Below are 24,433 nucleotides of genomic sequence, written 5' to 3'. Positions count from 1 at the left end.
GCGCATGATCAAGACGACTCTTACCGTCGACGAGCGCCTACCCGCGGCCGACTGCCAGACCATGACCGACGTGCGCCAGGGCGTCGACGCCCTGGACCGGGCCCTGGTGGCGCTGCTGGCCGAGCGCCAGGGCTACATGGACGCCGCCGCCCGCATCAAGACCGAGCGCAGCAAGGTGTTCGACCGCGCCCGCATCGAGGACGTGGTCGACAAGGTCAAGGCCGCCGCCCGCGACGCCGGCCTCTCCGAAGCCATCGCCGAGCCGGTCTGGCGCGTCCTGATCGACCGCTGCATCGCCTACGAACACGCCAGCTGGGATCGGACCAAGGGCGCGTGACCAAGGAAGAGATCGACCGCCTGCTGGACGACATGGCCGCCGAGGCCGCCGCCAAGGGCGACGAGGGCCTGCTGCCCGGCCTGCTCTATCTGAACGACAAGGCCTACGGGACCGAGATCCGCACCGAGACGGTGTCGGCCGTGCGTGGCCAGCGCTATCGCGGGGTCCGGGTGTTCGTGGCCCGGGCCTACGACACCAAGGTCCTGACCCGGGCCGAGACGGCCGGAATGGAGGTCGGGGCGTTCGAGGATTTGACGGAGTCGATTCCGAATCCCGTCTGACTCCCAATCCCCTCTGACTGGGCGCGACGCCGCGACCGGCTCGCGTTAGGGTGGCGCATGGCCACAAGGCCGCCCGCCGGACGCAGCCCATGCATGACGACCCGACCACCGACCGCCGCTGGCAGACGGCCCTCGCCGAGTTCGAGGCCGGCCCCGTCCGCTATCGCGCCGAGGTGCGCGTCACGCCGGCGGGCATCCTCGCCGTCGGGGCGCTGATGAGCGGCATACTGCTGTCGTCGGCGGCGATCGTCTGGGCGGCGAAGTCGGCGGCGCGCCTGCGGGCCGCGCGAACGGATCGGCCGGACAATCGCCCCATGGCCGAGACGCTGCCTGCGAAACCCGCTCCGCGCGCAGGATGGAAACGGTTCGGATACACCGGAGACGGAGCGACGCGCTCGCCCCCTTCGCCGTAACCGGACGCACATTCACCGGACTCAGAAGCAGGCTGAATTCACGGCGAGGCCGCAGTCGGCGGCCGCGGAACCGGCCGGCATGTCGATCTACGAGCGCGTCTACAAACTGATGGTCTCCCTGCCCTCGGCCGAGGGCGAAATCCACGACCCGATCAAGGCGGCCATCCGGGGCGTCAGCACGCGGAACCTGCAGGTCGTGCTGTCCTATCCGCCGAAGGTCGGTGGCACCTTCCTGCGCACGGCCCTGGTCCAGCTGCTGGGCAAGCACTACCAGGCCGGCCTGTCGCGCGGCTCCTACGCCAACGCCGACAACGCCCGCGATCCCTATTTCCCGCTGCTGCTGAACCAGCACCTGGTGCAGGGGCCACGCCCGCAGGCGACGGTGATGCACCTGCACATGTACCCCAGCCGCCATGCGACCGACATCCTGGAGGTGTTCGGCATCCCGGTGGTCGTAGCCTCGCGCAATATCCTCGACTGCCTGGTCAGCCTGATGGAGATGCACGAGAAAGCTCAGGCCGAAGGGCGGCCGATGGACGACGCCCTGCTGCATTCGGGCCGCAGCTACTACGAGATGAGCCCGCAGGAGCGCCGCCACAGCCTCGTGCACATCGCCCCGCTCTGGTACGCGCGCTTCTACGGCCAATGGCTGGACTACCAGCGGCGCTGCCTGGCCGAGGCCCGGCGCCCGCCCCTGTGGCTGCACTACGAGCAACTGCGCACCGACCCGCACGCGGTGCTCGCCAGCATCGCCGCCCACGTCGATCCGGACCACGCCTACACCACGGCCGAACTCGACGCGGCCCTGGAGGCCAGCCTGGTCGACAGGGACAGGGTGCGCCTCAACCAGGGAATCTCGGGACGCGGCGAGGCCTTCTTCTCGGCGGCGGAGAAGCAGGCGATCCGGGCGATCCTGGCCTGCGCGGGCGAGGCGGCGCTGGTGGAGCTTGGGGTGCTCTGAAGTTCCCTAAGACCCGAGTTGGACCTTCAACCAGCGTCGGCAATCGTTCTTCCTTGCGCTTCACGACAGCAAGCCAGCGCGCCTGTTGGGCTCGACGAAGCCCATCAGGACGGCAAGGGCCGTCATTCGCGCCTTGTCGGGCAGCTGAGCATCGGTGATCTCGTCGGCAATCCAGAACGACAGGCAGCCGCGAAAGCCGATGGCCAATTGCTCGGGCACACGTTCGGCGGCGACGTCGGCCAAGGTGGGATCGATGCCTTGGCCGTCGGCGAACGCCGCGGCCCACAAGGCGCGTGATTGGGCGCTGACTTCGCTCGGCTTGGCGCCGGGGAAGCCGAGCGAACGGATGATCGCCCGATTGATCTGGGGCTCCTCGAGCATGACGGCGACCGCGATCGATACGGCGGCCAGCACGCGGCCGATCGCATCGCCGTCAGGCGCGGCCTCAAGAAAGCGCTCACTCATCAGCTCAATCCGGCGAGCCGACAGAGCCTGCGCGATCGCCGCCTTGCTGCCGAATTGATTGAACGGCGTGGCGAAGCTCACGCCTGCCTCGGCCGCTAGCTCGCGCATTGAGAACGAGGCGGCGCCATCGGCGCGGAGCAGGCGCTCGGCGGCGTCGAGCACCGTCTCGCGCGCCAGTGTTCGTTTTTGCTCTCGAACCGACATCTCGACCATGGGCGCCAAGGTGATCCGCCTCGCGCCTTGCGTCAATAAATTATATCATGATATAAATTCTTACACGCACATCCAACGCTTCGAGAACTGCCATGACCGCATCGACCAAGACGTTTCTGATCACCGGGGTCAGCTCCGGGCTGGGCCGCGCCTTCGCCAACGCCGCCTTGCAGGCCGGCCACGTGGTGATCGGTACGGTCCGCAACGCGCAAGCCGCGTCGGAGCATGAGGCCCTGGCGCCGGGGCGGGCCCATGCGCTGATGCTCGACGTCACCGATTTCGACGCCGTCGCCGCTCAAGTCCCCGATGCGGAGAGCCGGTTCGGCGCGGTCGATGTCCTCGTCAACAACGCCGGCTACGGCCAGGAAGGCGTCGTTGAGGAGTCGTCGATCGACGATCTGCGCCGCCAGTTCGACGCCAATGTCTTCGGCGCGGTGGCGATGATCAAGGCGGTGCTACCCGGCATGCGTGAGCGCGGCTTTGGCCGCATCATCAACGTCACCTCGATGGGCGGCTTCATCACCATGCCCGGCATTGCCTACTATTGCGGAAGCAAGTTCGCCCTGGAGGGCATTTCCGAGGCCTTGGGCAAGGAGGTCAGGTCGCTTGGCATACACGTGACCGCCCTGGCGCCGGGCCAGTTCCGCACGGACTGGGCCGGACGTTCAATGGACCGCGCGCCACGCAGCATCGCCGCCTACGACACGATCATGGATCCGATCCGCTCGGCGCGTCAGGCCAAGAGCGGACGCCAGCCGGGCGATCCAGCCAAGGCGGCGAAGGCCTTGCTGACACTCGTGGAATCCGACGCTCCGCCGACGCGGCTGTTTCTCGGCGAAGACGCGCTGGCCGTCGTCGAGCAGAAGCTGGACCTGATGCGAACCGAGATCGCCACCTGGGACGCGGTCTCCCGATCGACAAACTTCGACTAGGAAGGTGCGGGCTTGAGCCGTGTGATCGCAAGCGCACGTCCCGCGCTGACGGCTAAAGGCGAAACCGCTGTAGGCCCCCTACCCCTTCAGCGACCGCAGCGCCTGTTCGTGGACGTAGGCGGCGATGTCCAGCAGCACGGCGTCGAGGGCCGTCTTGACGTCGCCGAGGCTGGCCTCGCCGTCCTCGGCCCGCTGACAGACGTCGCCGAGAGTCACGGCGCCGACGCCGCGCGCCGCGCCCTTGACCGTGTGGACGGCATCGCGCCAGCCGGGATGGTCGTGAGTCAGCATCGGGGTCCACAGCGCGGCCTGTTCGCGAAACAGCGCCAGCACCTCCTCGATCACCCCCTGATCGCCGGCCGCGAACCCTTCCAGATAGGCGAAATCCACGGCTCCGCTGATATCTCGCCTGGCCATCGAAAAAGTCCTTGCGCTCTCAAATTCATTGCGTATGTTCCGCGCCTCGCCGCCGGGACGCTTCAGCGCTTCGGTATCGCGAATGGGTGTATAGCTCAGTTGGTAGAGCAGCTGACTCTTAATCAGCGGGTCGTAGGTTCGAATCCTACTACACCCACCATTCTCCTCAAAACTTGATCCAGTAAAGAATTCCCCCTCCGGGGACGCCTTGCTGTGTTTGCCGGACCGACGTCGGGTGCGACGAATATATCCACACCTAATGTCCTGGAGTGGATTGCACTTCGTGCATCTTGGCGTATGTATCGCGCCTCGCCGTCGGGGCCGCGAAAGCGACTTCGAGACGCGAATGGGTGTATAGCTCAGTTGGTAGAGCAGCTGACTCTTAATCAGCGGGTCGTAGGTTCGAATCCTACTACACCCACCATTCTCTCTCTTGAAAATCAACAACTTAACCCCACAGGGGTCAGGGCCGGTTCATCGCCGTGTGAGTTTTTTCAAACTCACACGTGTGAGTTTACGCTTGCAAACGGGATCAATGTTCCGCTTTCGTTCAAGCATGCGCGGACCCTGGCCCATCACCCCTAATCGCATCACCCTGCGGGTCTGCGCCGACATGGATTGGCGGGTGTCGGCGCACTGCCCAGGCTGTCGCTACAGCTACGAGCTGCGCCCGGAAACGGCGGCCGGCACGCCGGCCGGCGGGCGGCCGATCTACAAGCTGCTGGAGGCGGGCGCCTTCACCTGCCGCACGCGGTGCGGCGGCCTGGCCGCCAGCAGCGTGGACGTCAGTTGCATGGACGTGGGGATCCTGCGTTACGTGGCCCGCTTCAGGGCCACAGACCTGGTCACCGGGGTGCGATCGGTGCAGGTTGAGGGGCCGGGGCGGGATTGACCGCCACCACCGTGGCCGGCGCGGCGTCGGGCCGCTTGAGGTCGGCATAGACCTGCGAAGCGCCCCAGGCGGCGATGGCCAGCAGCAGCGCCCAGGCGGTCTTCTGCATCGTCGCCTGGCCCGTCTTGATGTCACGAAGCTCGCGGCCGATGGCGCCCAGGCGCTCTTCGCACCGCTCCTCATGCCCCGCGACCCAGGCTTCGACCGTGGCCATGCGTTCACCCAGCGTTTTGTCCGACACGCCCCGCCCTCTACCTCAACGCCGCCAGACAGGACCTGGCTCCGAAATTACGCCTTGCCCTTGAGCCGCTCGACGGTGCGCAGGCCGCCCAGGCCCAGCATGCCCGTCAGCAGAACCATAAGCTCGCCCAGGTCCAGCGCTTCCATCGGCACGCCGGTCCACTTGGTCACCCACGGATTGAGGATCGGGCGCAGCAGATAGGTGTAGGCCAGGCCCGCTCCGCCGACCCAGCCGATGAACGGCCGCCAGCCCGACACGAACAGCGAGGGATTGCGGGCCTCGGCCTCATTGACCGCCAATTGCCCCCTGGCCAGGTCGGTCTCGGCCGACAGCGACGCCAGCTCGCCCTGCTGGGCAAGCTTCATCAACTCCAGCTGGGCGGCCGCCTTGGCCTGCTGGTCGGGCAGGACCCGGTCCAGGACCTTCATGCCCACGTCGAGAACGGATGCGATCCCCATGATCATTCCCTCATCAGGTTGTCGGCGACCCGACGCGCCCAGCCCTTGCCGAAGCTGGACCAGATCGGCAGGTCGGTCATGAAGCGCAGCCGGATCGCGTTGAACCGGCGACGCGCCGCGTCGGGCGAGAAGGCAAGGGCGGCGGCCAGGGTCTTGGGTCCAAGCACCGCGTCCGTCCGGGCGCCGACGGCTTCCTGCAGGATCTCGACAGCCCTGCGCACGCCGCTGTTCACGGCGGTGTCGAACAGGTCGAACGCCAGCCCCGCGACCTTGTCGCAGCCGGCGGCCCGCCAGAAATCGTCGTAGTAGATGGCCTTGGCCCGGGCCAGGCTAAGAGCCTTGATGTCCTCGTTCGGATACGAGCGCTTGCTGATCCCGAACTTGGTTTCGCCCCCCGGATCGCGAGGGTCGTTCACATAGCCGCCCTCGTGGCCGATCAGGATTTCGAAGGCCGCGTCGAAAGTCATCGTCATGGTCAGGTCCCCGTAAGCGCGCGCCGCTCGGCCCAGTCGGTCCCGGCGACATGCGCCGTTCCCGTGGTCAGGCGCGACCAGCCGGTGATGGTGTAGCGAGAGCCCGCCGACCCGAGGACGGCGGGGGAATGGTTGGCCACGAAGTGCCCGGCCACGTACTTGCCGGCCGCCGGCTGGGCGTTGCTCTCCAGCAGGGGCACGTTTTTGATTTGCCCATAGCTGGCGCTGGTCGGGTCGCAATCCTTGATCAGGTAGAGCGGCCGCCCCGCATAGGGCAGCTCGCCGATCCCCCGATTGCCGGCGTCGAAGCCGCGGGCGACCGGGTCGCATTCATGAACATTGGCGTCGACCAGGATCTCGTCGGCGTAGTTGGCCGCCAGCGGCCGGCAGACATTGCGATAGGTGTTGTGGCGCACCACCAAGCCCACGGCGTTGCCCACGTCGATGGCGTTGGGCCCGGCCGCGCCGTTGGTCCAGCGGCCGCCGGTGTTGCGGTTGGCCAAGACGTGCAGCGGGTCGCCATCAAAGACGTTACCCGCCACCTCGATATCGGCCGGCAGCTTGGTGTCGGGGCTCGACAGCAGGAAGCCCCGGCCGGAAAAGTCGGTGATGGCGTTGTCGGCCACGCGGCAGTCGCGATAGGTCTCAATGCCGACGGGCTTGGGCAGGCTGATCCCGTTGCCCACATAGCTGCCGCCATTGCCCTCGATCGTCAGCTTGACGAAGCCGCCGCCGGCGCCCACGCCCGAACCGCTGATGCCCGCGCCGATGCGCAGATCGGCGTCGGTCACGGCCGGGTCGCTGTACTCGCCTTGGAATTGCAGCTTGCCATAGCCGTAGTCGCTGATCTTGGCCGCCGCCGGCAGGGTGCGGCCAAAGCGGTTGCCGTTGATGTCGATGTCGGGCGTGGGCGCCACGGGGTGGGCGGGATCGTCGGTGTTCATCTGGCTATAGGGCCAGGGCTTGACGAAGACGCCGGTGGCTGGATCGGGGTTGGTCGGGATGATCCCGCCGCTCATCGCCGCGCCGCGCACCGGCGGCGCGCCGAACACGATGTGCGCGGCCGAAGCGGCCGTGCCGCCGTCCAGCAGGTTGTGGGTGTCCCAGCTCTGGTTGTCGTAGACGCCCACCTCGCCCATCGGGTTGCTGCCCTCGGGGCCGGCCACGCCCGGCACGACGTTGATATGCGCCAGGTAGTGCAGCCGGCCGATGTTGTTGGCGATCAGCACCTTGCGGGCGCCCAGCGCCTTGATCGAGCCGCCCAGGGCGGTGATGTTGTCGGTGATCACCAGCCCTTCGCGCACCGGATAGCTACCCACGCTGCCGGTTGAGGTGTGCATGGCGATCACGTCGTCGCCGATCTGGACCAGGGTGTTGCCGCGAACGATCGCATTGGGCGTGTCGCGCGCCCGCAGGCCGTCGCGGGCGATGTTGATCAGCACATTGTTCTCGGCGCGATAACGGCCGCAGAAATGCACGTCGGCCAGCATGCACTTCAGGTTTCGCGCCGAAACGTTCTCGAGGATCACCTCGGGAAACCAGTCCAGGAAGATCACCGGCGCGCCGATCGCGCCCGGATTGGCCTCCGACAGCGTGCCCTCGAACGCCAGGTTCAGAAAACCCACCCCCGACTTGTCCTCGGGGTTGGCGTCCCAGTTGAAGAAGGCGCTGGTGGCCAGCGGGTCGTTTTCCGGGTGCTCGCCTTCCTGGCGAAAGATCACCGTGCTGGCGCCCTCGCCGACGAAATACAGCCCGCCCACGCCGACGTCGAAACCGCCGCTGCTGGCGGGCATGCGAAAGCGGCCGCTGCCCAGCGGGATCTCGCGGCGGCCCAGCGACCGGTAGAGCGCCACCAGTTCGGCGACACCCGCCGTGGCGTCGACCACGCCTTCTGGATCCGCCACGTCCTCAAGGCTTCCGATCTTCAGCTGCAGCTTGCCGCGCCGATGGTCGGCCGCGGTGACCAGGTCCCTGCCGAAGTCGGTCACCGGAACGCCGTCGGCGATCCCGCCCGCGGCGCCCGCCAGGCGTCCATCGACGTCGAACATCGCCAGTTTACCCGCACGCTCGGCCAAGGGCGGCAGCGACCACCCCGCCTCGCCCGCCGGCGCCACCAGCGACCTGCCCTGCCGCGATCGCATTTCCTGCGCGAGCCGCGCCTGGCGATCCCAGGCGGCCTCCGAAACCGCCGGGCGAAATCCCTCGACCTGGCCGAAGGGCCGGGTCTGACTGGCCGCCGTCACCCGCCTCAGGATCAACCGGTGATCCGCCGCGGCCTGCCATCCACCAGACGGCACAACGGCCGCCTTCAGCGTCACCTCGCCCGTGAAACCCCCAGCTTCGCGCGCCATCGACACCAGGACGAAGTCGCCATCCACCGCCAAGGGCGGACCCTCAACGCCAGCAACCTCGATGATCACGAGGACGTCGCCAGCCTCCTCATAGCTCCAGCCCGTCGAAAACGCCCCGACCGCCGCCCCGGTCGGGACAAAAATCGTGTCGGGGTTCTCAAGCGTGACGGTCATCGGCGCGGCCCAGGGGCGGAAAGAGGCCTTCAGGGTCGCTTCGGCGCGCGGGCGGGGGGGTTAGGTCAGGGTTCGACAGGTTGGGCAGCGTTGCCCAGGTTCGGCGCCCGCTCGGGCACGGCCTGGCCCTCGGGCCACCATTCGCCCTGGCCGTATTCGTCGGCCAGGCGCTTGCTCTGGCGGCGGAACTGCTCGTCGGCCTCCGGGTCGATCAGGCGCTGGATCTGGTCGATCACCGCCCGGTCCATGATCGCCCGGCTCCACCACAGCGACGCCAGCGGGTTGTAGCGCCCGGCGAAGCGCACGGCCTCGCGCCCGGCATGGGTTTCCTTGCCCTTGATCGCCTCGTCGGCATTGCCCCAGGTCAGGTCGAAGGTATCGCTGACCAGGCCGGCGGCCGGGCCGAACGCCGTCAGGGCCGACGACTTGCCGTTGCGCGCCTGCGCCGAAAAGAAGAAATCCCCCAGGATCCCCTGCCCTCCGCCCTGAGCCAGGGCCGCGCCCCAGAACTGATAGGCGACCTTGCCCTGTTGCTCGGGATCCTCGCTCCAGGCCGGGCGCGGATCGCGGCCCTTGATCATGTCCTTGGTCCACACGGTCAGCGCCCCGGCCAGGGTCGCGCCCAGCACCAGCGGCGCGGCCTGGGCCGCCACGCGCAGCTTCCACGGCACGCGCGGATCATTGCCCGCCTGCGCCGCCCGAAAGATGAACTCCCTTCCCCAGCTATAGGTCTGGGTCACGCTGAAGCTGCGATAGGTCATCAGGCTGCGCTGGAATTCGCCGCGCAGCGTGCCCGGCCGCGTCGTGCCCATCATCTTGGCCCGGCTCCACAGGCTGGGCTCGGGCACGACGGCGCGGGTCTCGCGCTCGATCGTCTCGGCCAGCTTCCAGCCGATGTCCTCGCGCCCGGCCTTGGCCAGGGCCTGGGGCGAGACGAACTCGATCCCCTCGCCATACCGTTCGGGCGCCACGGTGCGCACCACGTCCCAGTCGTTTTCGGTCCAGCCGCGCGCGCTCAGCAGGGCGGAAAAGGCGCGTTCCTCGCTGTCCTTGCTGGCCGCCAGCTGGGCCAGGGTCTGGCCGCGCCGATCGGCCACATAGCCCATGAACTCGTCCTGGAACGCCCGGCGGCTGGCCTTCATGTTGCCGTCCAGCAGACCGGCGGTGTTCACCCAGTGCGGCAGCAGCGCCCCCAGGGCGTTGGCGCCTTCCCAGGCCTTGCCGCCCACCGTCTGGCTGCGCAGATAGCGCTGGATGGCCTCGGCGTTCCTGGCCCGGGCGTTCTCGGCGATGAAGCCCGTGCGCCGCGCCGCCGCCCGCGCCTGCGGACTGGTCACCTGGGCGAAATAGGCCCGGAAGTCCGGCATGGCCGACAACCCCGCCAGGGCCTTGGCCTTGGCCGCGAACACCGGGTTGCTCAGCAGGTCGTTGATCACCGCCCCGCCCAGCTGGATCCCGGCCAGGGCGCTGCGGGTCATCTTGCCCACCCGCGCCAGGGCGACGTCCGGGCCATAGGCCCCGCCCAACTCGCCGGTCAGATGGCCATACATCTGCCGGGCGCTTTCCACATTGGCCCGCGCCTTGACGCCCGCGCCCTCGATGTCGCCCATGCGCAGGGCCGCGCGGGCCAGCCAGTCGAATTGATGATCCGGGTTTGGCCCCAGCACCTGCAGGCGCGCGATGTCCAGGGCCATGCCATCCAGGTGCCGCATCATCGCCGCATAGGGGTCGGCGACGCCGAACTCCGCCTGATAGGCCATCCAGTTGTCGGCGTCCTTGAACACCAGGAACCGGTGCTCGGCCCGCTGGTCGGCCACCTTGCCCTTGCCCAGGGCCTCGCCCATCTCGCGGTCGATCGCCCCCAGGGTGACGATGCTGTCGTACACGTCGGAAAGCACGGCCTTCAGCTGCGCCGGGGCGAACGGCTTGTCGGTCAGCCGGTCGATCATCCGGCCCGCGTCCAGCCGCGGCGTGATGGCCGCCAGCCAGGCGTCCTTGCCGGCCGTCCTCAGGGCCAGGGCGTTGTGGCTCTGCGGCAGGCCCCATTTTTCCAGCTTGCCGATCTCGCCGCCGGCCGCGTTGAACAGCTGGCGCGAATATTCGGCCGTGTCGCCCCAGGCCTTCGACAACGCCTTGGCCGCCTGATCGCCGGTGTCCTCGCCGAACGCTTCGCGCACCAGGTTGTCCAGCAGCGCCCGCCCCTTGGTCGGCAGGCCGGTGACCGTGTCGAACGCCTCGCTCAGGTCGGCCATCATCGCCTGGAACGATCCGGCCAGGGCCTGATAGCGCCCCTTGACCGACGGCCCCGCCGCGCCCGCCAGGCCGCCGCTGCCGTCCACCAGTTCCTTCAGCCAGTCGGCGAGGATCCCGCCCTTGGCGTAGGGCCCTTCCTTGGGCGGCTCGCCGCTCAGGGTCCAGCCGCCCTTGGGCGGCCTGCCGCCGCCCTTGCCGCTGTCGAACGACACGTTGGTATAGCCGCGCGCTTCCAGAAACGCCTTGGCCTCGTTCAGCGCCGCCACCCGCGTGCGCACGCTCAGCGCCCGGTGCACCTTGGCCCGCAGCGCCTGGCGCTCCAGCGCCGTCATCGCCGCCCCGGCCGCCAGGCGGTCGGCCTCGACCGGCCCCAGGTCGGCCGCCGCCTCATAGGCGCTGTCATAGGCGCCGCGCACCTGGGCGGCGGTGTCGGCGTCCAGATCGCCCTTGGCGTGGGCGTCGGCGATACAGGCTTGGAACGGGGTGGTCATGCATCGAACGATGCAGGGCGGGAAGAAACGGGGGGCTTAGGGCGGCGCGCAGGCCTTCAGGGCGGCGTGGGCGCGGTCCAGGGCGTCGGTCGGGGCCAGGTCGTCGAACAGCCCGGGCGGAGCCCCCTCGCCTTCCAGATCGGCCTCTTCCGGCTTGGCCGCCAGCTGGCGCTGGGCCTCGGGACCATAGGGATCGGAAAAGCCTTCGGCCTGCGCCCGGGCCGCCGGCGCCGTGGCCGGCGGATCCAGGGCGGCCGCGCGGGCCGCCTCGGCCTTTTGCGCATGGCGCGCGGCCGTGCGCACCGCCTTGGCCACGCCTTCGGCCACCTCGGCCGGCGCGGCGCCGGCCGCAAGCCTGGCCTCCGCGCCCGCCAGGGCCTTGGCCACGCCGCGATCCCCACGCCGCAGCACCGACAGCGCCACGCGCTCGACGGCCGCGCTGGCCTCGATCGGCGTGGCGGCCAGGCCGCCGCCCGCCGCCTCGATCGCATCGCCCTGGCGCGCCAGCGCTTCCAGCCGGCCAGGCTTGGCGGTCAGGGCGCGCAGCACTTCGGTTTCCAGCGGCGAACGGGCCGGCGCGGCCTGGGCGGCAGGCGCAAGCGCTTCGGCCGCGATCCGGTACACCGGCGAACCGTCAGGCGTCTTCAGCAGACCGGCCTGCCCGTCCGTCGTCGTCGCCAGCGGGTTGCGCTCGACGGCATAGCCCCGGCGCTCCAACGACGCCCACACGCGCTGCGCATCGGCGCTGACCTCCTGGTCGCTCACCAGGTCGACGCCCCGGGTCCTGGCCTCGGTGATCGCCTGCTGATAGAGCCGAACGCCCAGGCCGCGCCCGCGCGCGGCGGCAGGTAATTCGGCGCGTTCGATGCGAACGCGCCCCGGCTCGATCCAGCCATAGATGCCGTCGAACGGTCCGACGCCGACGGCCCGCCGCGTTTCCGCTGTTGGGACCAGGAAGAACGAGTTCTCTGGCCCCGGTTCCATTTGGAAAGCCCCCGCCTCCGCCCGCACGGCCGCCACGGCCGCGCGCGGATCCTCGCCGCGCGCCACCGCCGCCGTCGCCGCGTCGAACACCGGCCCGTCCTGGCGCCCCACGGCCGCCTCGATCCGGTCGGCGTCTTCCAGCAGGTCCACCGCCCGGGCCGCCGCCGTCTCGCGCGGCGGGGGAACGTCGGCCGCCAGCCGCCGCAGCCCCGCGCCCAGGGCGCTGCCGCCCAGCTCGAACGCCGCCCCGCCGACGCCGGCCGCCGCGACGTTGCCGGCGATCTCGCCCACGGTCGGCTTGGGGCCGCCGAACCGCGCGTCGCTGATGCGGCCCGGCGTCATCGCCGCTTCCTGGGCCGCATTGACGCCGCCCTGGATCAGCACGCGCTGGGCGATCCCGCGCGTGGCGCCGATCCCGCCCGTCATCATCGACAGCAGGTTGGGCGCATCCAGCAGGCTTCCCGCCACGCTGCCGGCGAAGGCGCTGAACGGCGCGCCCTGGGCCGCCTGGCCGGCGCGCTGGGCCAGGGCGTTGAACCGCCTGTCACGCTCGGCGTCGATCTGGGCGCGGGTCTTCACCCCGGCCATGGCCCTGGGGTCCTGCTCGCGCAGCTTGTCGATCAGGGCCTCATAGGCCGCATCGTCCAGCGCCGCCGCCGGGCGCAGCCCCAGCTGCCGCTCCAGGGCCTCGGCGCCGGGATTGAACCCCAGGTCATCGTCAGCCATGCCGCCGGCCACCTCGGGCTCGCCCTGCTGCATGAAGGCCGACCAGGGCAGCGCCCGCCCAAGCCGGCGCTCGATGTCGCGGTGACGCGCCATCAGGTCCTGGCGCGCCCCCTCTTGCCGCGCGTCGGTGTTGTAGATCTGGACCTGGGCGTCCAGGTTCGACCGGAAGGCCTCGAAGCGGTTGACCGGCGCGGCCCACCCCCGCACGGGCTGAGCCGCCGCCTGGCGCGGGGCCACCGGCAGCACGTCGAACATGTCGGCCATTACTGGGCGCCCCTCACGGCCTTGCCGCCCAGGCGCTTGCCCAGGAAACGGCGGTTGTCGTCGAACTTGAACATGAATGGCTGGCCGTTGGCCCGCAGCGCCGGATCGCCCGATCCGTTGCGCAGTTGGAACCAGCCGCCGCCCACCGGCACGGGCACGCCCTTGGCGATGTCGCGGGCGCTCATCGGCTCGCGGTTGCCATAGCGCGGCCCCTTATCGCCGGCCGCCCACACCGACCCCAGGGTTTCCATGGCGTCGTCCAGATAGTCGGGGTTCAGCCAGTCGGGCAGCACGGTGGCCTGGCGGCGCACCACCTTGCCGCCGCCATAGGTGGTGTCGTTGACCCGGAAGCCGCCAAGCGCCCGCAGGGCGTACCATTCCGGCCGGGCCGTTGTGCCCGCCACCTTGTGGGTCGTATAGGCCGCCTCAGCCGCCTGGATCAGGGCCTGAAAGATCTCAGGACGATCCGCATACAGCGCCCGGTACGGATCCAGTTCGCTGGCCAGGCTGGCCTTTTCCGCCCGGGTCAAGGCCGCGCCCTGATCCTTCAGTCCCAGTCCACGCCGCGCATCCTCCGCGAACGACGACGCCCCGCCGGCCGCCAGCTGAGCGATGGCCACCGAAACCGGCAACTCATCGTTGACGCCGATTTCGCGCAAAAGATCCTGGGCGCCCAGCGCGCCGACGGCCTTGCGGGCCTCCTGCGCCACGCGGAAGCGCGCCGCCGGCTCGCGCTCGAAAGCGTCCTTGTAAAAGGTCACCTCGGCATTCGTCAGCATACGCTGCTGCACGCCGTCGGCCTTGGTCAGCTGCATGCCCACGCCCCGCCGCTGCTGGAGGGTGCGGCCCCACGCGCCGTCGCCCGCCCCGGCGATCAGGCCGGCGTTCGGATCCATGGCCTCGACCGGAGCCTTGCCTTTCTTCTGGGCGTATTTCAGGGGATCGCTGGCGTACCCGTTCTTGAGGTTCTCGAAGCTGGGACCGCCCGGCAGGTTCACACCGCTCCAGCCGCCGCCGTCGTCGTCATCCTCGTCGCCATTGCCACCGGCCGCGATACGCGCGCGGCGCGCGCCCGCCCGTTGCGCCACCTCGAGCTGGTCGATGAAGGCTTGCTTGCGGGTCGGGTCCAGATCCTTGTCCAGCTTGCCGCCATCCAGCAGCGCCTTGGCCGTGCCCAGCTGGCCCTCGTTGATCAGGCCCTGCACGAAGCCGGCACTCATCGCCGCGTGCGCCGAGGCTTCGAACTTCTGCCGCTGGGCCGGATCGGCGATCGTCGCCGCCAGCTGCGGAACCAGGCCCTTGGCCTGGCCGTAGGCCGCCGGATTGCTCAGCAGGGTGTTGACCAGCGTGTCCAGGCCCTGGGCGGTCTGGTCGCCGACCAGCCGGCCGACGGCGTCTTCCTCGACCCGCTGTCCCAGCACGAATTCGTCGGCCCGCTTGGCGGCCAGCTTGGCTTGCAGGCGCGGGCGCAGCGCCTCGGGCGCGGCCTCAATCGCCGCTTTCGACGCGGCGTCGTAGTCTTCCAGCCGCCCCGCCGCCGTCACCGCCGCCAGGCCGCCGGCCTCGCGCACCTTTTGCCGGCCGGCGAAGTCGGTGGCGAAGCCCACCTCATGCACCGACAGCGCCGCGTCGTCGCGCGCCTTGGCCTGCAGGGCCAGCGGTTCGGCCCGCTTGGCCGCTTCCACCTGGCTCAAGCTGTTGCCCACCTGGGCGCGGTAGCCGTCGAACCGGCGCTGCAGCGCGTCGCGGCGCAGCAGGTCGCCCTCGCCGCCGACCAGGGGCGAGAAGGACGCGTCGGTCTGGGCCAGTTCCTGGGCGGTCAGGCCGGGCGCGGCGCCGTCATAGCTGGCCTGCGACGCGGCCACCCGGGCGTCGTTTTCCGTTCGCCAGGTCTGGAATTGCTGGTCGGCCCAGCGCTCGGCCTCGTCGGTCTTGCGCTTCAGGCGTTGCTCGCCCACCTGCGCCACGCCCCGCGCCACCGCGTCGAACGCGGGCGAGACGCCGCCGAAATCCACCTGCGCCGTCGAAGGCCGTTCGGCCCGGGGCGCGCTGCGCGGAAGAACGCCCATCAGTAGACCCCCCGGCCGCCGTCGGGGCGGCTGTTCCAGGCGCGCGTGCGAGCCGCTTCCAGACGCGCGCTGCGCCGCTCGGCCATGCCGCTCAGGGCCGACCCGGCCGCGCCGCTGGCCTGCAGCCAGCTGGTCACCAACTCCAGCTGGCCCTGCTTTTTCGTCACCTTGGCGTCGAAGTCGTGGTTTCGGCCCTCAGCCACGCCGCGATAGAGGGCGCTGCGGGCGTTGAACATGGCGCTGCCAGTCAGGTCGTCGAGCGCGCCGATGGCGCTGCCGGTCAGGCCGCCGCCGCCCGCCGCGGCGTCGACAGCGGCGCTGGCCGCCGCCCGGTCGCCCTGCTCCAGGGCGATCTGGGCCTCGACGCCGGCCTCGCGCCGCGCCTGCTGGCCGGCGGCCTTCAGCGCCCGGGCGCGGCCCCGGCTGGCCTGGAACTTGCCGATCCCGCCCAGCATGTTGCCGATGGCCGAAATCCCGGCCTGGATCATCATCGGGTCCAAATCAGCCCTCCCAGACCATGTAGGGCGCGCCGACCTCGACGAACCCGATGCGCTTCAGAAGCCGCACGGCGGCGGCGTGGTGTTTCGGATCGGGCGTCGCCACGGCGCTGATGCTGGCGGCCAGCCAGTCCAGGCCGCCCAGCCGCTCGCGCGTCAGCGCGCCGGCCGCAAGCCACTGGCGCGGGCGCAGGGCCGCCATGTAGGCCCAGGCCGCCCAGCGCCGCCCGCCCAGGTGCTCCAGCCCCGCCACGCCCACCACCTGGCCGCCGGCCGTCACCGTCCATTTCGGCCCTTCCGGCAGCACCCCGCCCTCGCGGCCGATCTGCGCGGCGAAATCGGCGCGGGCCTCCACCAGCAACTCGTCGCCCGGGGCATAGGGCTTCAGCGCCAGATCACACATTGCTGAGCGCCACCGGACGCAGGGCGTGCAGCACCGCGTCGAAGCCGCTGTCGTCCTCGACCACCAGGCGTGGGTCGCGGTCGGCGCCGGCCGTGCAGGTGACGTTGGCGGTCAGGCGCTTGGGAACCAGGCCGCTGGTCTCGGAAAGGCCGCGCAGGCCGAAGGGATCGAGCGGGCTGTCGCCCTCGCCGTCGATCACCGCGCCCGCCCTGGCGGTCACCGCCTTCAGGGTCACCAGCATCTGGGTCACGCGCTGGCGCTTGCCCTGCGTCGTGCCGGGGCCGGAAAGGTCGGTGGGCAGGCTTTCGAACCGCCAGAGGTAGGGCAGGCCCGCGACGATTTCCGTCGAGGTCCGCTCGCCCGGCAGGCTGGCCTGGCCGGCGCCGGTGACGAGGATGTCGCGATATTGCGCCCAGCGGCCCTGGGCGTCCCTGGCCATCAGGGTCACCGCCTCGCCGGCCAGGTGATCGAGCCCCGCCACGGTGTTGACCGCCACGCCCTGATAGCGCGCCGCGCAGTCCAGCCGCATGGCCTCGCGCCGGGCCGACAGGATCAGGATCATCCGCTGGGGCGCGCCGTCTTTCTGGCGCGTCACGTGCATCCACAGCGCCGTGCGGCCATAGCTGCCCGGCAGGGCGGCGATGTAGTCGACGCTCCAGGGCGAGGCGTCGCCGTGGTCCTTGCTGGTCGCCGCCAGGGCCTGGCGCGCCCAGCCGAACGCCCGCTGTTCGCGGTGATACAGGAACCCGGCGAAGCCGCCGTCATCCAGGCGCACCCACAGCATGTTGTCGGGCTCGCCGGTCCAGGCCAGCTCGGCCAGGCCGCGCCCGGCCACGTGCTCGGCCAGGAAGCTCAAGTCACCGCCGGCCACGCTCAGATTGCCGTCCACCACGGCTTCGCGCAGGGTCTCGCCGCCGCGCGCCACGTAAAGCACCGCGTCGTGCGCCTTTTCCGGCCGCGGCCCCGGATGGGCGCCGTATCCGGTCAGCGGGCGCACCTTGGCGCCGTCCGGCGTCAGCGGTTCGTCCAGGGTGGCCCCGGCGATGACGTTTTCGCCCGCGTGCGTGCCCGCCAGCAACTGGCCGGCGCTGATCAGCCAGGCGACCTTGCTGCTCTCGTCGCCGCAGAACCGGCGCACGGCGTCGTCATCCACCACCCGGCCGGTGCCCAGGCCGGGGGTGAAGTCGGCCTTGGCGGTGTCGAAGCCGGCCGTGCGGGTGGCGTCGAACTTGTCGGGCTCGCCCGCCCCGCCGGCCACCACCAGGCGCTCTTCGCGCACGGCCGGCCAGGCCGTCGGCCAGCCGCGATAGTCGCTATAGGCCGCCTCGGCCCAGGTGCTGGTGGCGGCAAAAGCGTGCGCCACCCCGGGGTTATAGGTCTTGGTCGCCTGATAGGGCAGCGTGCGGATCACCGTGGCGGTGGCGTGGGTGCTGTCGGCCACGGCGGTGATCTCGACCACGCCCGCGCCGTCGTGCAGGAAGGTCCAGCGATTGCCGCCGTCGCTGACCGTGCCCTTTTCGTGGATCGGCGCGGTGTTGCCCGTCTTGGTGCTGCCCGCGCCGTCCAGCGTGTAATAGGCCCGGCCGTTGCTCAGATACAGTTCCCATTCCTGGGGATCCACGTCGGCCGCCCAGGTCTGCAGGCCGATGCTGCCTTGCGGGCTGCGCAGACGAAACCGCGTGCCCACCATGCCCGCCACGAACAGCGGCTGGCTGGCCTCCAGGGTCACCGCGCCGGTGACGGCGCTGGCCGAAATGGTAAAGCTCTCGTCGGTGTTCTCGGCGCGCCAGGGGCCGTTGTCGAACGCATAGACGGCAAAGCCCCAGCTGCCGTCGGCCGCCCGCAGCAGGCGCTGGGGCCGCCGGCCGTCTTCATGGAAGAACACGATCACGTCGCCGGTCTGCACCCAGCGCAGGCCCGCCAGGTCGGCCGCCGCGAACGGACTGGAAAAGCTTACCGGCGTGCCGGCGCTCAGCACGGGCGCGCCCAGGGCGTCGCGCACCCGCGCCACGCCGTCGGCCAACTCGATCATGTAGGCGTCGTCAACCGACCGGCGGAACGGCACGGGCCGGGTCGCCGCGTCCTGATCGGCGCACAGCCCGGCGAACCAGAAGCCGTAGCGCTTGCCCAGCGGCCCCTGGGCGCGCGGCAGGCCGTTCAGGCCCAGCGCCATGCCGTTGGCATGCTGCTGCAGGTCGCTGTTCGACCAGCTTTCGTCGGAAAGCTCGCCCGCGTTGAACCTGTTCTTGAACCCGACGTCCTTGCTCATGACGCCAGCTTCCCGCGCGGGCGCAGGCGGGGGGGTTAGCCGGCCCTAGCCGGCCGAGCGCCTCAGCACGCCGTAAGGGTCGGAAAACACCGGCTCGGCCGCCACGGCCTGGATCCCGTCCTTGCCCTGGGCCGCGCCGATGGCCGAGGCCGCCCGCTTGTCCAAGCCGCTGGCCCGCGCCTCGTCGCCGTTCACGCTCATGCAGGCCATCGCCGCCAGCATCAGCCCCATGGCCTCTTCCAGGTAGACAGGAACTACCGACCAGCCGATCCGCCGCGTCGCCACCACCCGGATCGCGCCGCCGCCCATCGTGCGCACGACGATCAGTTCCGCGCCCGTGCCGGCGTCCACCTCCGTGCCCCGCTCCCAGGCGCCGCAACCGACCACGTCGCGCACCATCAGCATCTCGGGCGCCAGCAGATAGCAGCTGGGCCAACGCCAGTTGCCCGCCATGGCCGACGGCTGCAGCGTCAGATAGGCCCGCGCATCCAGCCAGTCATGGGCGATCAGCACCGCGTCGCGCGCGGCGTCCAGAAACCCCAGCACCTTGCGCACGGCCGTGCGGGCCACGGTCAGGTCCAGGGTTTCGGTCGGCTCCTCGCCCAGGTGGCGCAGGGCCTTGTTGACGATGCTTTCGCGGCTGGCCATCGGCCCTCTCCAGATACGTCAGCGGGGCGGCTCCGGAAGGAAAGCCACCCCGCTGGATCCGCCCCGGCGGCGCGTGGTTGAGAGCGACGCGGCAAGCCGGGGCGAAAGGGATCAGCGCTGCTGGCCGTGCAGCTGCCAGGTCAGGGTGCCGGCCGCCGCGGCGGTGTTGACCTTGAACAGCAGTTCGCACTTGGCGCCGACCAGGCGGGCGGCGGCCAGGCTGGCATAGCCCAGTTGCTGCCACAGGGGCTTGAAGTAGTTGGCGATGTCCACCGACTTCAGCAGCAGGGCGCTGCCCGCCGCCGTCGCCACGTCCTGGGCGTTGCACAGCGCGTTGGGATAGGTCACGTCGCCGACGCTGATCGTGCAGCCGGTGCCCAGGTCGTCGAACCAGAAGGTGCCGGTGGGGGCCAGCACGGTTTCCCAGCCCAGGACGGCCAGCTGCACCGTGTCGTTGGCGGCGGCCGCCAGCTCGATCGTGTCGCGCACCAGCACGTGGTCGGTGCCGTTTTCGTGCTGGTGGCTGGTGGGGATCGGACGCACCGATTGCTTGGGCGTGCCGACCAGCGAGCCATAGAACTTGGCCATGGTTTTGGTCTCTCAGTCTCCCGGCGCACCGGGCGGGCTTCAGGCCCGAATAGTGGTTGGCCGGGGCGCTCTGGCCCCGGCCGCGAGGATCAGACGGTTTCCTTGCACTGCACGTCGACGACACCGCGATCGTAGCGGCGCGAGCCGCCGTGCTGGGCCTTGTAGAAGGCCTGCGGCGTGTCCGACTTGTCGGCGCGCGGACGAATGTTCGCCTCGGTGATCGAGCGGCCCTTGTAGACGACGGCCGGCTTGATCCAGAACGGAACGCGGCGGATGTTCGTCGTGCCGTCCTTCAGCAGCAGGCGCTTGCGCGGCAGGCGGCGGATGGTGAAGCCCAGCAGCTTGTCGATCTTGCCTTCCGACAGCGCCTGCACCTCGTTGTAATACTTGCTGGTCGCCGGCACGCGGCGCAGCAGGTCGGCGACCTGGGCCGGGCCGAAGGCAGCGAAGCGCTCGCCCTCGATATCGCTGTCGTCCAGCAACAGGTTGGCCTCGATCATCTTGCCGATCGACATGCCGTAGTCGCTGGCGTCGTTCGGAACGCTTTCGTCCTGGTGGGAAAACGTGATGTCGTTGGCGGCGATGATCTGGGCCGCCGGAAAGGCGATCGCGGTAGGCACGGCGTTTTCGTCGGCCTTTTCATAGGCCGGGCCGTACATCGCTGCGATGATCCCGGCATCGGCTTTGCGCCAGCGGCCGGCCATCAGGGCCTGCATGGTCGGGTTGGTCGGATCGACCAGCTCGGCGACCTTGTCGACGTTGTCCACCCAGGCGCTGTCCTGGAAGGTGGTGAAGAAGCCGACGCGGCGGGTCTTGTCCAGGAACTTGTCCGGCGTGTCGGGGACGCGCGTGTTGACGTCTTCGGGATCGCTGATCCCCACGTCGTCGGCGTTGAAGCCCGTGCCGGGCTCCGAATAGTTCAGTTCGCTGTCCACCGACGCCAGCAGGCGGCTGTCGGTCTGCTGCGGGGCCAGGTTCAGGTTGGCCTTGAAGCCGGGCACGTATTGCGAAAGTTCGGTGTTCTCGGCCATGGCCGGACGTCCTTCGTGCTGCGGCCGCGCGCTGCGCGCACGGCGTCGATCAATGGGGTTTTGATCGGCAGCACTCCCCGGCGAACCGGATGCGTCCTGGCTTTAACGCGCCCTGGCGCGTCGCCCTCGAAAGCCGGACCCATGGGGCTACCCGGCGAAGGGCGAAGGTGGGGATGCTCTAAGATGCCCCGAAGGGCAGTTCAGCTTCGGCGCATCCCCGGCTGTTACGCATTGACTTCACTGATTTGCGGCGACGGTCAAGCCTTGCCGGTTTCGATCGCCAGCAACCTGTTACGCTCAGCCAGCACGTCCTTGTTCAGGCTGTGAGTACGGTCGCGCAGGGCCAACCCTTTGACCGGGTCCGCCTCCAACGCTCGACGAGCCGCGCCGGCCTGATCGGGCGTCATGCCCCGGTCGGCGCCGCCCTTGCCCCCGCCAGGCAAACCAGGCTCGGCGCGGCTGTCGGCCAGATGGGCCAGAAGGCGCAGCAGGGTCGGGCTGTTGCCCATCCCCTCGGCGTTCAGCTTCTCGACCACGTCGCCCAGCCTGGCGCCCTCGGGCAGGGTCTTGTCCAGCTCCTCGCCCAGCTGGGTCAGCAGCGCCGGGATCTCGCTGTCATAGACCTTGGCCTTGTCGCCCCAGGCCTTGTCCAGCGCCGCGCGCGTGGCCTCGGCGGCGGCCTTGTCGGCCGCTTCGGCGTCGGTCCGCGCCTGGGCCGTGGCCTCGTTCAGCACGCCGATGGCGGCGGCCACAACGGCCGGGCTGGCGCCGGCCTTGTGGGCCTCGCCCAGGAACTTGTCGACGAACGCCTTGTCGGCGTCGCTGGCGTTCTCGCCCAGCTGCACCTGATAGCCTTCGACCGTGTCGGGACGGCCCAGGGCGGCGTGGATCTTGCCCCAGCCTTCGGCGTCGTCGACCTTGTCGGGCACGACCAGCAGGCGGTTGGCGGGCACGCCCAGGCGCTTTTCGGCGTTCAGGTACATGCGCGCCACGTCCTCGGCCGACTTGGCATTGACGATGGTGGCCGACGCCTTCAGGTCATCACCCCAGGCGTCATAGAACGGCTTGTCAGAAATCGGGGTTTGCCCCGGGTCTCCCGGCGGGTTCGCGGGCGGGTTCGATTGGTCGGTCATCGTCTAGTCCTTCCGGTGGAACAAGGTCTGCGGTCATCACGCCCACGGTCGCCCCGACGACGTCGGGGCCGGCCAGGGCCAGGATCTCCAGGGCCAGGGCGGCGCGGCCGTCATGGTGGCGCCGGTCGCCGTCGCTCATGCCCGGCGGCCGGATCTGGGCCACGCCCGCCAGGTGCAGCAGGTCCAGCAGCACCGTGCGGCCGTCCTGGCCGCCGAACACGCGGCGATAGCGCCTGGCCATTTCCTCGGCGTCGCGATAGCGCACCGCCTGGGCGGCGGCGCTCGGATCGAAATCCAGCAGGGTCACGGGCGGTGCTCACCGCAGGCGTCCAGCGCCGTCACCGAGGGCTGGAGATTGCCCGCCCCGGCGATGGGCGTGGGCGGAAAGCGCTTGCAGACGCCCCGCGCCTGCTGGTCGGTCCAGACGGCGAAGCGGCAGGTGACGCAGCCGGCCAGCGCCGGCTCTGGCGCCGTGCGGGGCGCGGTCGGCTTGGGCGGTGACTTCCGGCTCACGCGGCCATCCTTTCCTGGTTTTGCATCTGGTCGGCGGCGACCAGGGTCTGCACGCCCTGCCCGCCGTCGCGCAGGGCGGCGGCGGCGGTGGCGGCGGTCTCGGCCTGGTGCTTTTCCTCGGCCCGGCGATCGTCCTCGGCGCGGATCTCGGCCACGGCCGTGCGCGAGCGCATCATGCCCACCGGCGCGCCCAGGGCGTCGGCGCTGGCCCGCAGGCCCTCGCCCATGGCCACGGTGGCCACCTCGCGGCTGTCGATCTGGGCCACCCGTTCGGCCAGGCCCAGGATGCGCTCGAAAATGCCCACCTGGCCCATCTGCTGGGCGATGGCCAGCGGACCGGCATAGTCCCAGTCGACCTCGACCTCGCTCAGCTGCTCGGTCGGCGGCGCCAGCTGGCCCTCCGCCACCATCACGTCCAGGGTGCGACTGGCGCAGACGCCCATCAGGTCGCGATCGACACCCGGGATCAGGGCGGCCATGGCCCGCAGGCGGGTGTCGCGGCGGTCGTTGATTTCGGTGGCGGTGCGCTGGCCGTTATCGGGCAGGCGCATCCAGTCGGTCATGAACGCCTGCTCGATGCGGCGTTCCAGCATCTGCATGTAGTCCGAGCCGATCCCGACGTCGCCGCCGACCGGCATGTACTGGATGGCGTCCTTCAGGGTCTGGAAGCCCAGGCCGGTTTCGTCATAGACGTTCAGCGCCCCCGGGCGCCGGTCGATCGGCTTGCCGAACAGCCGGGCCGGCGAGAACATCGGCGGGCGCACACGCAGGCCGACACCGGCTTCCACGTCGCGCTGCAGGGCGTTCAGCACCATGGCGTCAGGCAGGGCGCGCCAGGCGTCCCCCGTGCCGTAGGCGCTGCCCTCCTCCACGCCCAGGCGCGGCACGCTGTAGGGAAAGCTGTCGTAGCCGCTTTCCTCGAGCACGGCGCCTTCGTAGTCGACGGCGATCACCACGCTGGCGAACGGCTTGTCGGAACCGGCCTGCAGGGCCCGGCCCGTGCGGCGCGGCTCCACCGCGTGCAGCAGGGTCACGTCGGTCTGCTCGCGCTTGGGATCGTTCGCCAGCTCGGCGATCTTATCGACACCCTTGGCGGCGGGGTACTGCTGCACCACCTGCCAGGCAGGCAAGCACCACTCGTAATAGACCGTGTCGATCTGGTCGTTTTCGTCCGACGACATCCAGCACCGGCGGAACGGGCGGGCCTGATACACCGGGCCAAATCCGCGCTTGCGGCCGGTCCACAGCACGCCCGTGCCAAAGCCGCGCAGCTCGATCGCCAGCCGGCTGACGCTTTGCAGGAACCCCGACTGGGGCAGCATCATCCGGTCGAACACCGACCAGCTGACGCCGTCCAGGTAGTCCAGGCTCGCGTCGTCCAGTTCGGTCTGGCGCCCGGCCGCGACCAGGCCGCGGGCCACGTTGGGCTTCACGAACGGGCGGGTATGGTCGATCAGGTAGCCGACCAGGAACGCGGCGCTGTCGGCCAGGGCGCGCTGGGGCACGCTGGTGGTCACCAGGCGCGGGCGCAGCTGGCCCTTTTGGGGGGCCACCTCGAAAGTCTTGCGCGGCATGTAGTAGTCGGCGATCAGCTGAAACTCGCTGTCGCGCAGGGCGCGGATCGCCTTCAGGTGATCGCGCTGCCGGATGATCGCTTTCCAGTCGGCCGCCATGCCCCGCGCTCCCCTCAGCCGCCCGGGTTCAGGCCGGTCAGCGTGCGGGGACTGGCCCCGCCCGCCGATGCGCCTTCGGCCATCTGGCCCAGCACCGTGGCGTTGCGCCCGCCGCCCAGCAGGCGGCGCCGGCGCGCGTCGTTGGATCGGTTGGCGACGTCGTCCGGGTTGGGCGGCGTCTGGCTCTCGGGAGCCTTCGGGGCGCGGAGGAAGCTCATGGGGTTGAGCTTCGGGCGAAAAAAGACCCGGGGGGGTTAGGAGCTTGGCGGGAACAAGCTGCGCC

Annotated in this window: 26 protein-coding genes and 2 tRNA genes; 8 read left to right on the top strand and 20 right to left on the bottom strand. The window is 70.1% G+C overall.

The window, feature by feature from the left end:
- The first annotated feature begins 4 nt into the window (after positions 1–4).
- The 4 genes from I4Q42_RS12445 (at position 5) to I4Q42_RS12430 (ending at position 1,992) form a co-directional block, all read left to right on the top strand.
- Positions 5–337, top strand: a complete 333-nt coding sequence (locus I4Q42_RS12445; RefSeq protein ID WP_198576391.1) for a chorismate mutase — start codon at positions 5–7, stop codon at positions 335–337.
- Positions 334–618, top strand: a complete 285-nt coding sequence (locus tag I4Q42_RS12440) for a hypothetical protein (RefSeq protein ID WP_198576390.1) — start codon at positions 334–336, stop codon at positions 616–618. The genes I4Q42_RS12445 and I4Q42_RS12440 overlap by 4 nt, the downstream gene beginning before the upstream one ends.
- A gap of 89 nt (positions 619–707) precedes the next feature.
- A complete protein-coding gene (locus tag I4Q42_RS12435; RefSeq protein WP_198576389.1) occupies positions 708–1,031 on the top strand; it encodes a hypothetical protein in 324 nt (107 codons plus the stop codon).
- A gap of 79 nt (positions 1,032–1,110) precedes the next feature.
- Positions 1,111–1,992, top strand: a complete 882-nt coding sequence (locus tag I4Q42_RS12430; protein ID WP_198576388.1) for an MBL fold metallo-hydrolase — start codon at positions 1,111–1,113, stop codon at positions 1,990–1,992.
- A gap of 60 nt (positions 1,993–2,052) precedes the next feature.
- On the opposite strand, the gene I4Q42_RS12425 is transcribed toward I4Q42_RS12430, so the two are convergent.
- Entirely contained in the window at positions 2,053–2,670 is a 618-nt protein-coding gene (locus tag I4Q42_RS12425; protein ID WP_232793091.1) for a TetR/AcrR family transcriptional regulator, read from the bottom strand.
- A gap of 92 nt (positions 2,671–2,762) precedes the next feature.
- On the opposite strand from I4Q42_RS12425, the gene I4Q42_RS12420 reads away from it, so the two are divergent.
- Positions 2,763–3,602 (top strand): oxidoreductase, encoded by an 840-nt coding sequence (locus I4Q42_RS12420; RefSeq protein ID WP_198576386.1) that lies wholly within the window; start codon positions 2,763–2,765, stop codon positions 3,600–3,602.
- 78 nt (positions 3,603–3,680) lie between these two features.
- Here the strand turns inward: I4Q42_RS12420 and I4Q42_RS12415 are convergent, their stop codons facing one another.
- Entirely contained in the window at positions 3,681–4,019 is a 339-nt protein-coding gene (locus I4Q42_RS12415; RefSeq protein ID WP_198576385.1) for an Hpt domain-containing protein, read from the bottom strand.
- Between the two features lie 84 nt (positions 4,020–4,103).
- Between I4Q42_RS12415 and I4Q42_RS12410 the strand changes: the two genes are divergently transcribed.
- The 3 genes from I4Q42_RS12410 (at position 4,104) to I4Q42_RS12400 (ending at position 4,911) form a co-directional block, all read left to right on the top strand.
- Positions 4,104–4,179, top strand: a tRNA-Lys gene (locus I4Q42_RS12410).
- A 188-nt stretch (positions 4,180–4,367) separates the two neighbouring features.
- A tRNA-Lys gene (locus tag I4Q42_RS12405) sits at positions 4,368–4,443 on the top strand.
- A gap of 132 nt (positions 4,444–4,575) precedes the next feature.
- Entirely contained in the window at positions 4,576–4,911 is a 336-nt protein-coding gene (locus I4Q42_RS12400) for a hypothetical protein (protein WP_198576384.1), read from the top strand.
- Here the strand turns inward: I4Q42_RS12400 and I4Q42_RS12395 are convergent.
- The 18 genes from I4Q42_RS12395 to I4Q42_RS12310 all read right to left on the bottom strand — a co-directional run bounded on the left by I4Q42_RS12395 (position 4,865) and on the right by I4Q42_RS12310 (position 24,368).
- A complete protein-coding gene (locus tag I4Q42_RS12395) occupies positions 4,865–5,152 on the bottom strand; it encodes a hypothetical protein (RefSeq protein ID WP_198576383.1) in 288 nt (95 codons plus the stop codon). The genes I4Q42_RS12400 and I4Q42_RS12395 overlap by 47 nt on opposite strands.
- A 47-nt stretch (positions 5,153–5,199) precedes the next feature.
- Positions 5,200–5,610 carry a holin family protein gene (locus I4Q42_RS12390; RefSeq protein ID WP_198576382.1) on the bottom strand — a complete coding sequence of 137 codons (411 nt, stop codon included), beginning with the start codon at positions 5,608–5,610 and terminating at the stop codon, positions 5,200–5,202.
- Positions 5,611–5,612: 2 nt separating this feature from the next.
- Positions 5,613–6,083 (bottom strand): glycoside hydrolase family 108 protein, encoded by a 471-nt coding sequence (locus I4Q42_RS12385; protein WP_198576381.1) that lies wholly within the window; start codon positions 6,081–6,083, stop codon positions 5,613–5,615.
- A 2-nt stretch (positions 6,084–6,085) separates the two neighbouring features.
- Positions 6,086–8,608 carry a right-handed parallel beta-helix repeat-containing protein gene (locus I4Q42_RS12380; RefSeq protein WP_198576380.1) on the bottom strand — a complete coding sequence of 841 codons (2,523 nt, stop codon included), beginning with the start codon at positions 8,606–8,608 and terminating at the stop codon, positions 6,086–6,088.
- Positions 8,609–8,673: 65 nt separating this feature from the next.
- Positions 8,674–11,352: a hypothetical protein gene (locus I4Q42_RS12375; RefSeq protein ID WP_198576379.1), complete on the bottom strand. Its 2,679-nt coding sequence runs from the start codon at positions 11,350–11,352 to the stop codon at positions 8,674–8,676.
- 36 nt (positions 11,353–11,388) lie between these two features.
- Complete coding sequence (locus tag I4Q42_RS12370) at positions 11,389–13,326, bottom strand: GNAT family N-acetyltransferase (RefSeq protein ID WP_198576378.1); 1,938 nt, start codon at positions 13,324–13,326, stop codon at positions 11,389–11,391.
- Positions 13,326–15,395, bottom strand: coding sequence for a hypothetical protein (locus I4Q42_RS12365; protein ID WP_198576377.1), 2,070 nt, complete (start codon positions 15,393–15,395; stop codon positions 13,326–13,328). Before I4Q42_RS12365 ends, I4Q42_RS12370 begins: the two co-directional genes overlap by 1 nt.
- Positions 15,395–15,895 carry a hypothetical protein gene (locus tag I4Q42_RS12360; RefSeq protein ID WP_198576376.1) on the bottom strand — a complete coding sequence of 167 codons (501 nt, stop codon included), beginning with the start codon at positions 15,893–15,895 and terminating at the stop codon, positions 15,395–15,397. The genes I4Q42_RS12365 and I4Q42_RS12360 overlap by 1 nt, the downstream gene beginning before the upstream one ends.
- Before the next feature lies 1 nt (position 15,896).
- Complete coding sequence (locus I4Q42_RS12355; RefSeq protein ID WP_198576375.1) at positions 15,897–16,295, bottom strand: hypothetical protein; 399 nt, start codon at positions 16,293–16,295, stop codon at positions 15,897–15,899.
- Positions 16,288–18,564: a hypothetical protein gene (locus I4Q42_RS12350; protein ID WP_198576374.1), complete on the bottom strand. Its 2,277-nt coding sequence runs from the start codon at positions 18,562–18,564 to the stop codon at positions 16,288–16,290. The genes I4Q42_RS12355 and I4Q42_RS12350 overlap by 8 nt, the downstream gene beginning before the upstream one ends.
- Positions 18,565–18,609: 45 nt before the next feature.
- A complete protein-coding gene (locus I4Q42_RS12345; RefSeq protein ID WP_198576373.1) occupies positions 18,610–19,212 on the bottom strand; it encodes a hypothetical protein in 603 nt (200 codons plus the stop codon).
- Positions 19,213–19,323: 111 nt separating this feature from the next.
- Positions 19,324–19,800, bottom strand: a complete 477-nt coding sequence (locus tag I4Q42_RS12340) for a hypothetical protein (RefSeq protein ID WP_198576372.1) — start codon at positions 19,798–19,800, stop codon at positions 19,324–19,326.
- Positions 19,801–19,889: 89 nt separating this feature from the next.
- The gene (locus tag I4Q42_RS12335) at positions 19,890–20,831 is read right to left on the bottom strand and encodes a phage capsid protein (RefSeq protein WP_198576371.1); all 942 of its coding nucleotides are present in this window, start codon (positions 20,829–20,831) and stop codon (positions 19,890–19,892) included.
- Positions 20,832–21,088: 257 nt separating this feature from the next.
- Positions 21,089–21,964 carry a hypothetical protein gene (locus I4Q42_RS12330; protein WP_198576370.1) on the bottom strand — a complete coding sequence of 292 codons (876 nt, stop codon included), beginning with the start codon at positions 21,962–21,964 and terminating at the stop codon, positions 21,089–21,091.
- Positions 21,900–22,271, bottom strand: coding sequence for a Bbp19 family protein (locus I4Q42_RS12325; RefSeq protein WP_198576369.1), 372 nt, complete (start codon positions 22,269–22,271; stop codon positions 21,900–21,902). Before I4Q42_RS12325 ends, I4Q42_RS12330 begins: the two co-directional genes overlap by 65 nt.
- On the bottom strand, positions 22,268–22,477 hold the full coding sequence (locus I4Q42_RS12320) for a hypothetical protein (protein WP_198576368.1): 210 nt from the start codon (positions 22,475–22,477) through the stop codon (positions 22,268–22,270). The genes I4Q42_RS12325 and I4Q42_RS12320 overlap by 4 nt, the downstream gene beginning before the upstream one ends.
- A complete protein-coding gene (locus I4Q42_RS12315) occupies positions 22,474–24,150 on the bottom strand; it encodes a portal protein (RefSeq protein ID WP_198576367.1) in 1,677 nt (558 codons plus the stop codon). Before I4Q42_RS12315 ends, I4Q42_RS12320 begins: the two co-directional genes overlap by 4 nt.
- Positions 24,151–24,164: 14 nt before the next feature.
- Positions 24,165–24,368, bottom strand: coding sequence for a hypothetical protein (locus I4Q42_RS12310; RefSeq protein WP_198576366.1), 204 nt, complete (start codon positions 24,366–24,368; stop codon positions 24,165–24,167).
- Positions 24,369–24,433: the final 65 nt, after the last annotated feature.

This window comes from Caulobacter hibisci (assembly GCF_016135805.1).
In the GTDB taxonomy this organism is placed as follows: Bacteria; Pseudomonadota; Alphaproteobacteria; order Caulobacterales; family Caulobacteraceae; genus Caulobacter; species Caulobacter hibisci.
Note: the sequence above shows the minus strand (reverse complement) of the source record. Positions and strands in the feature narration are given on the sequence as shown.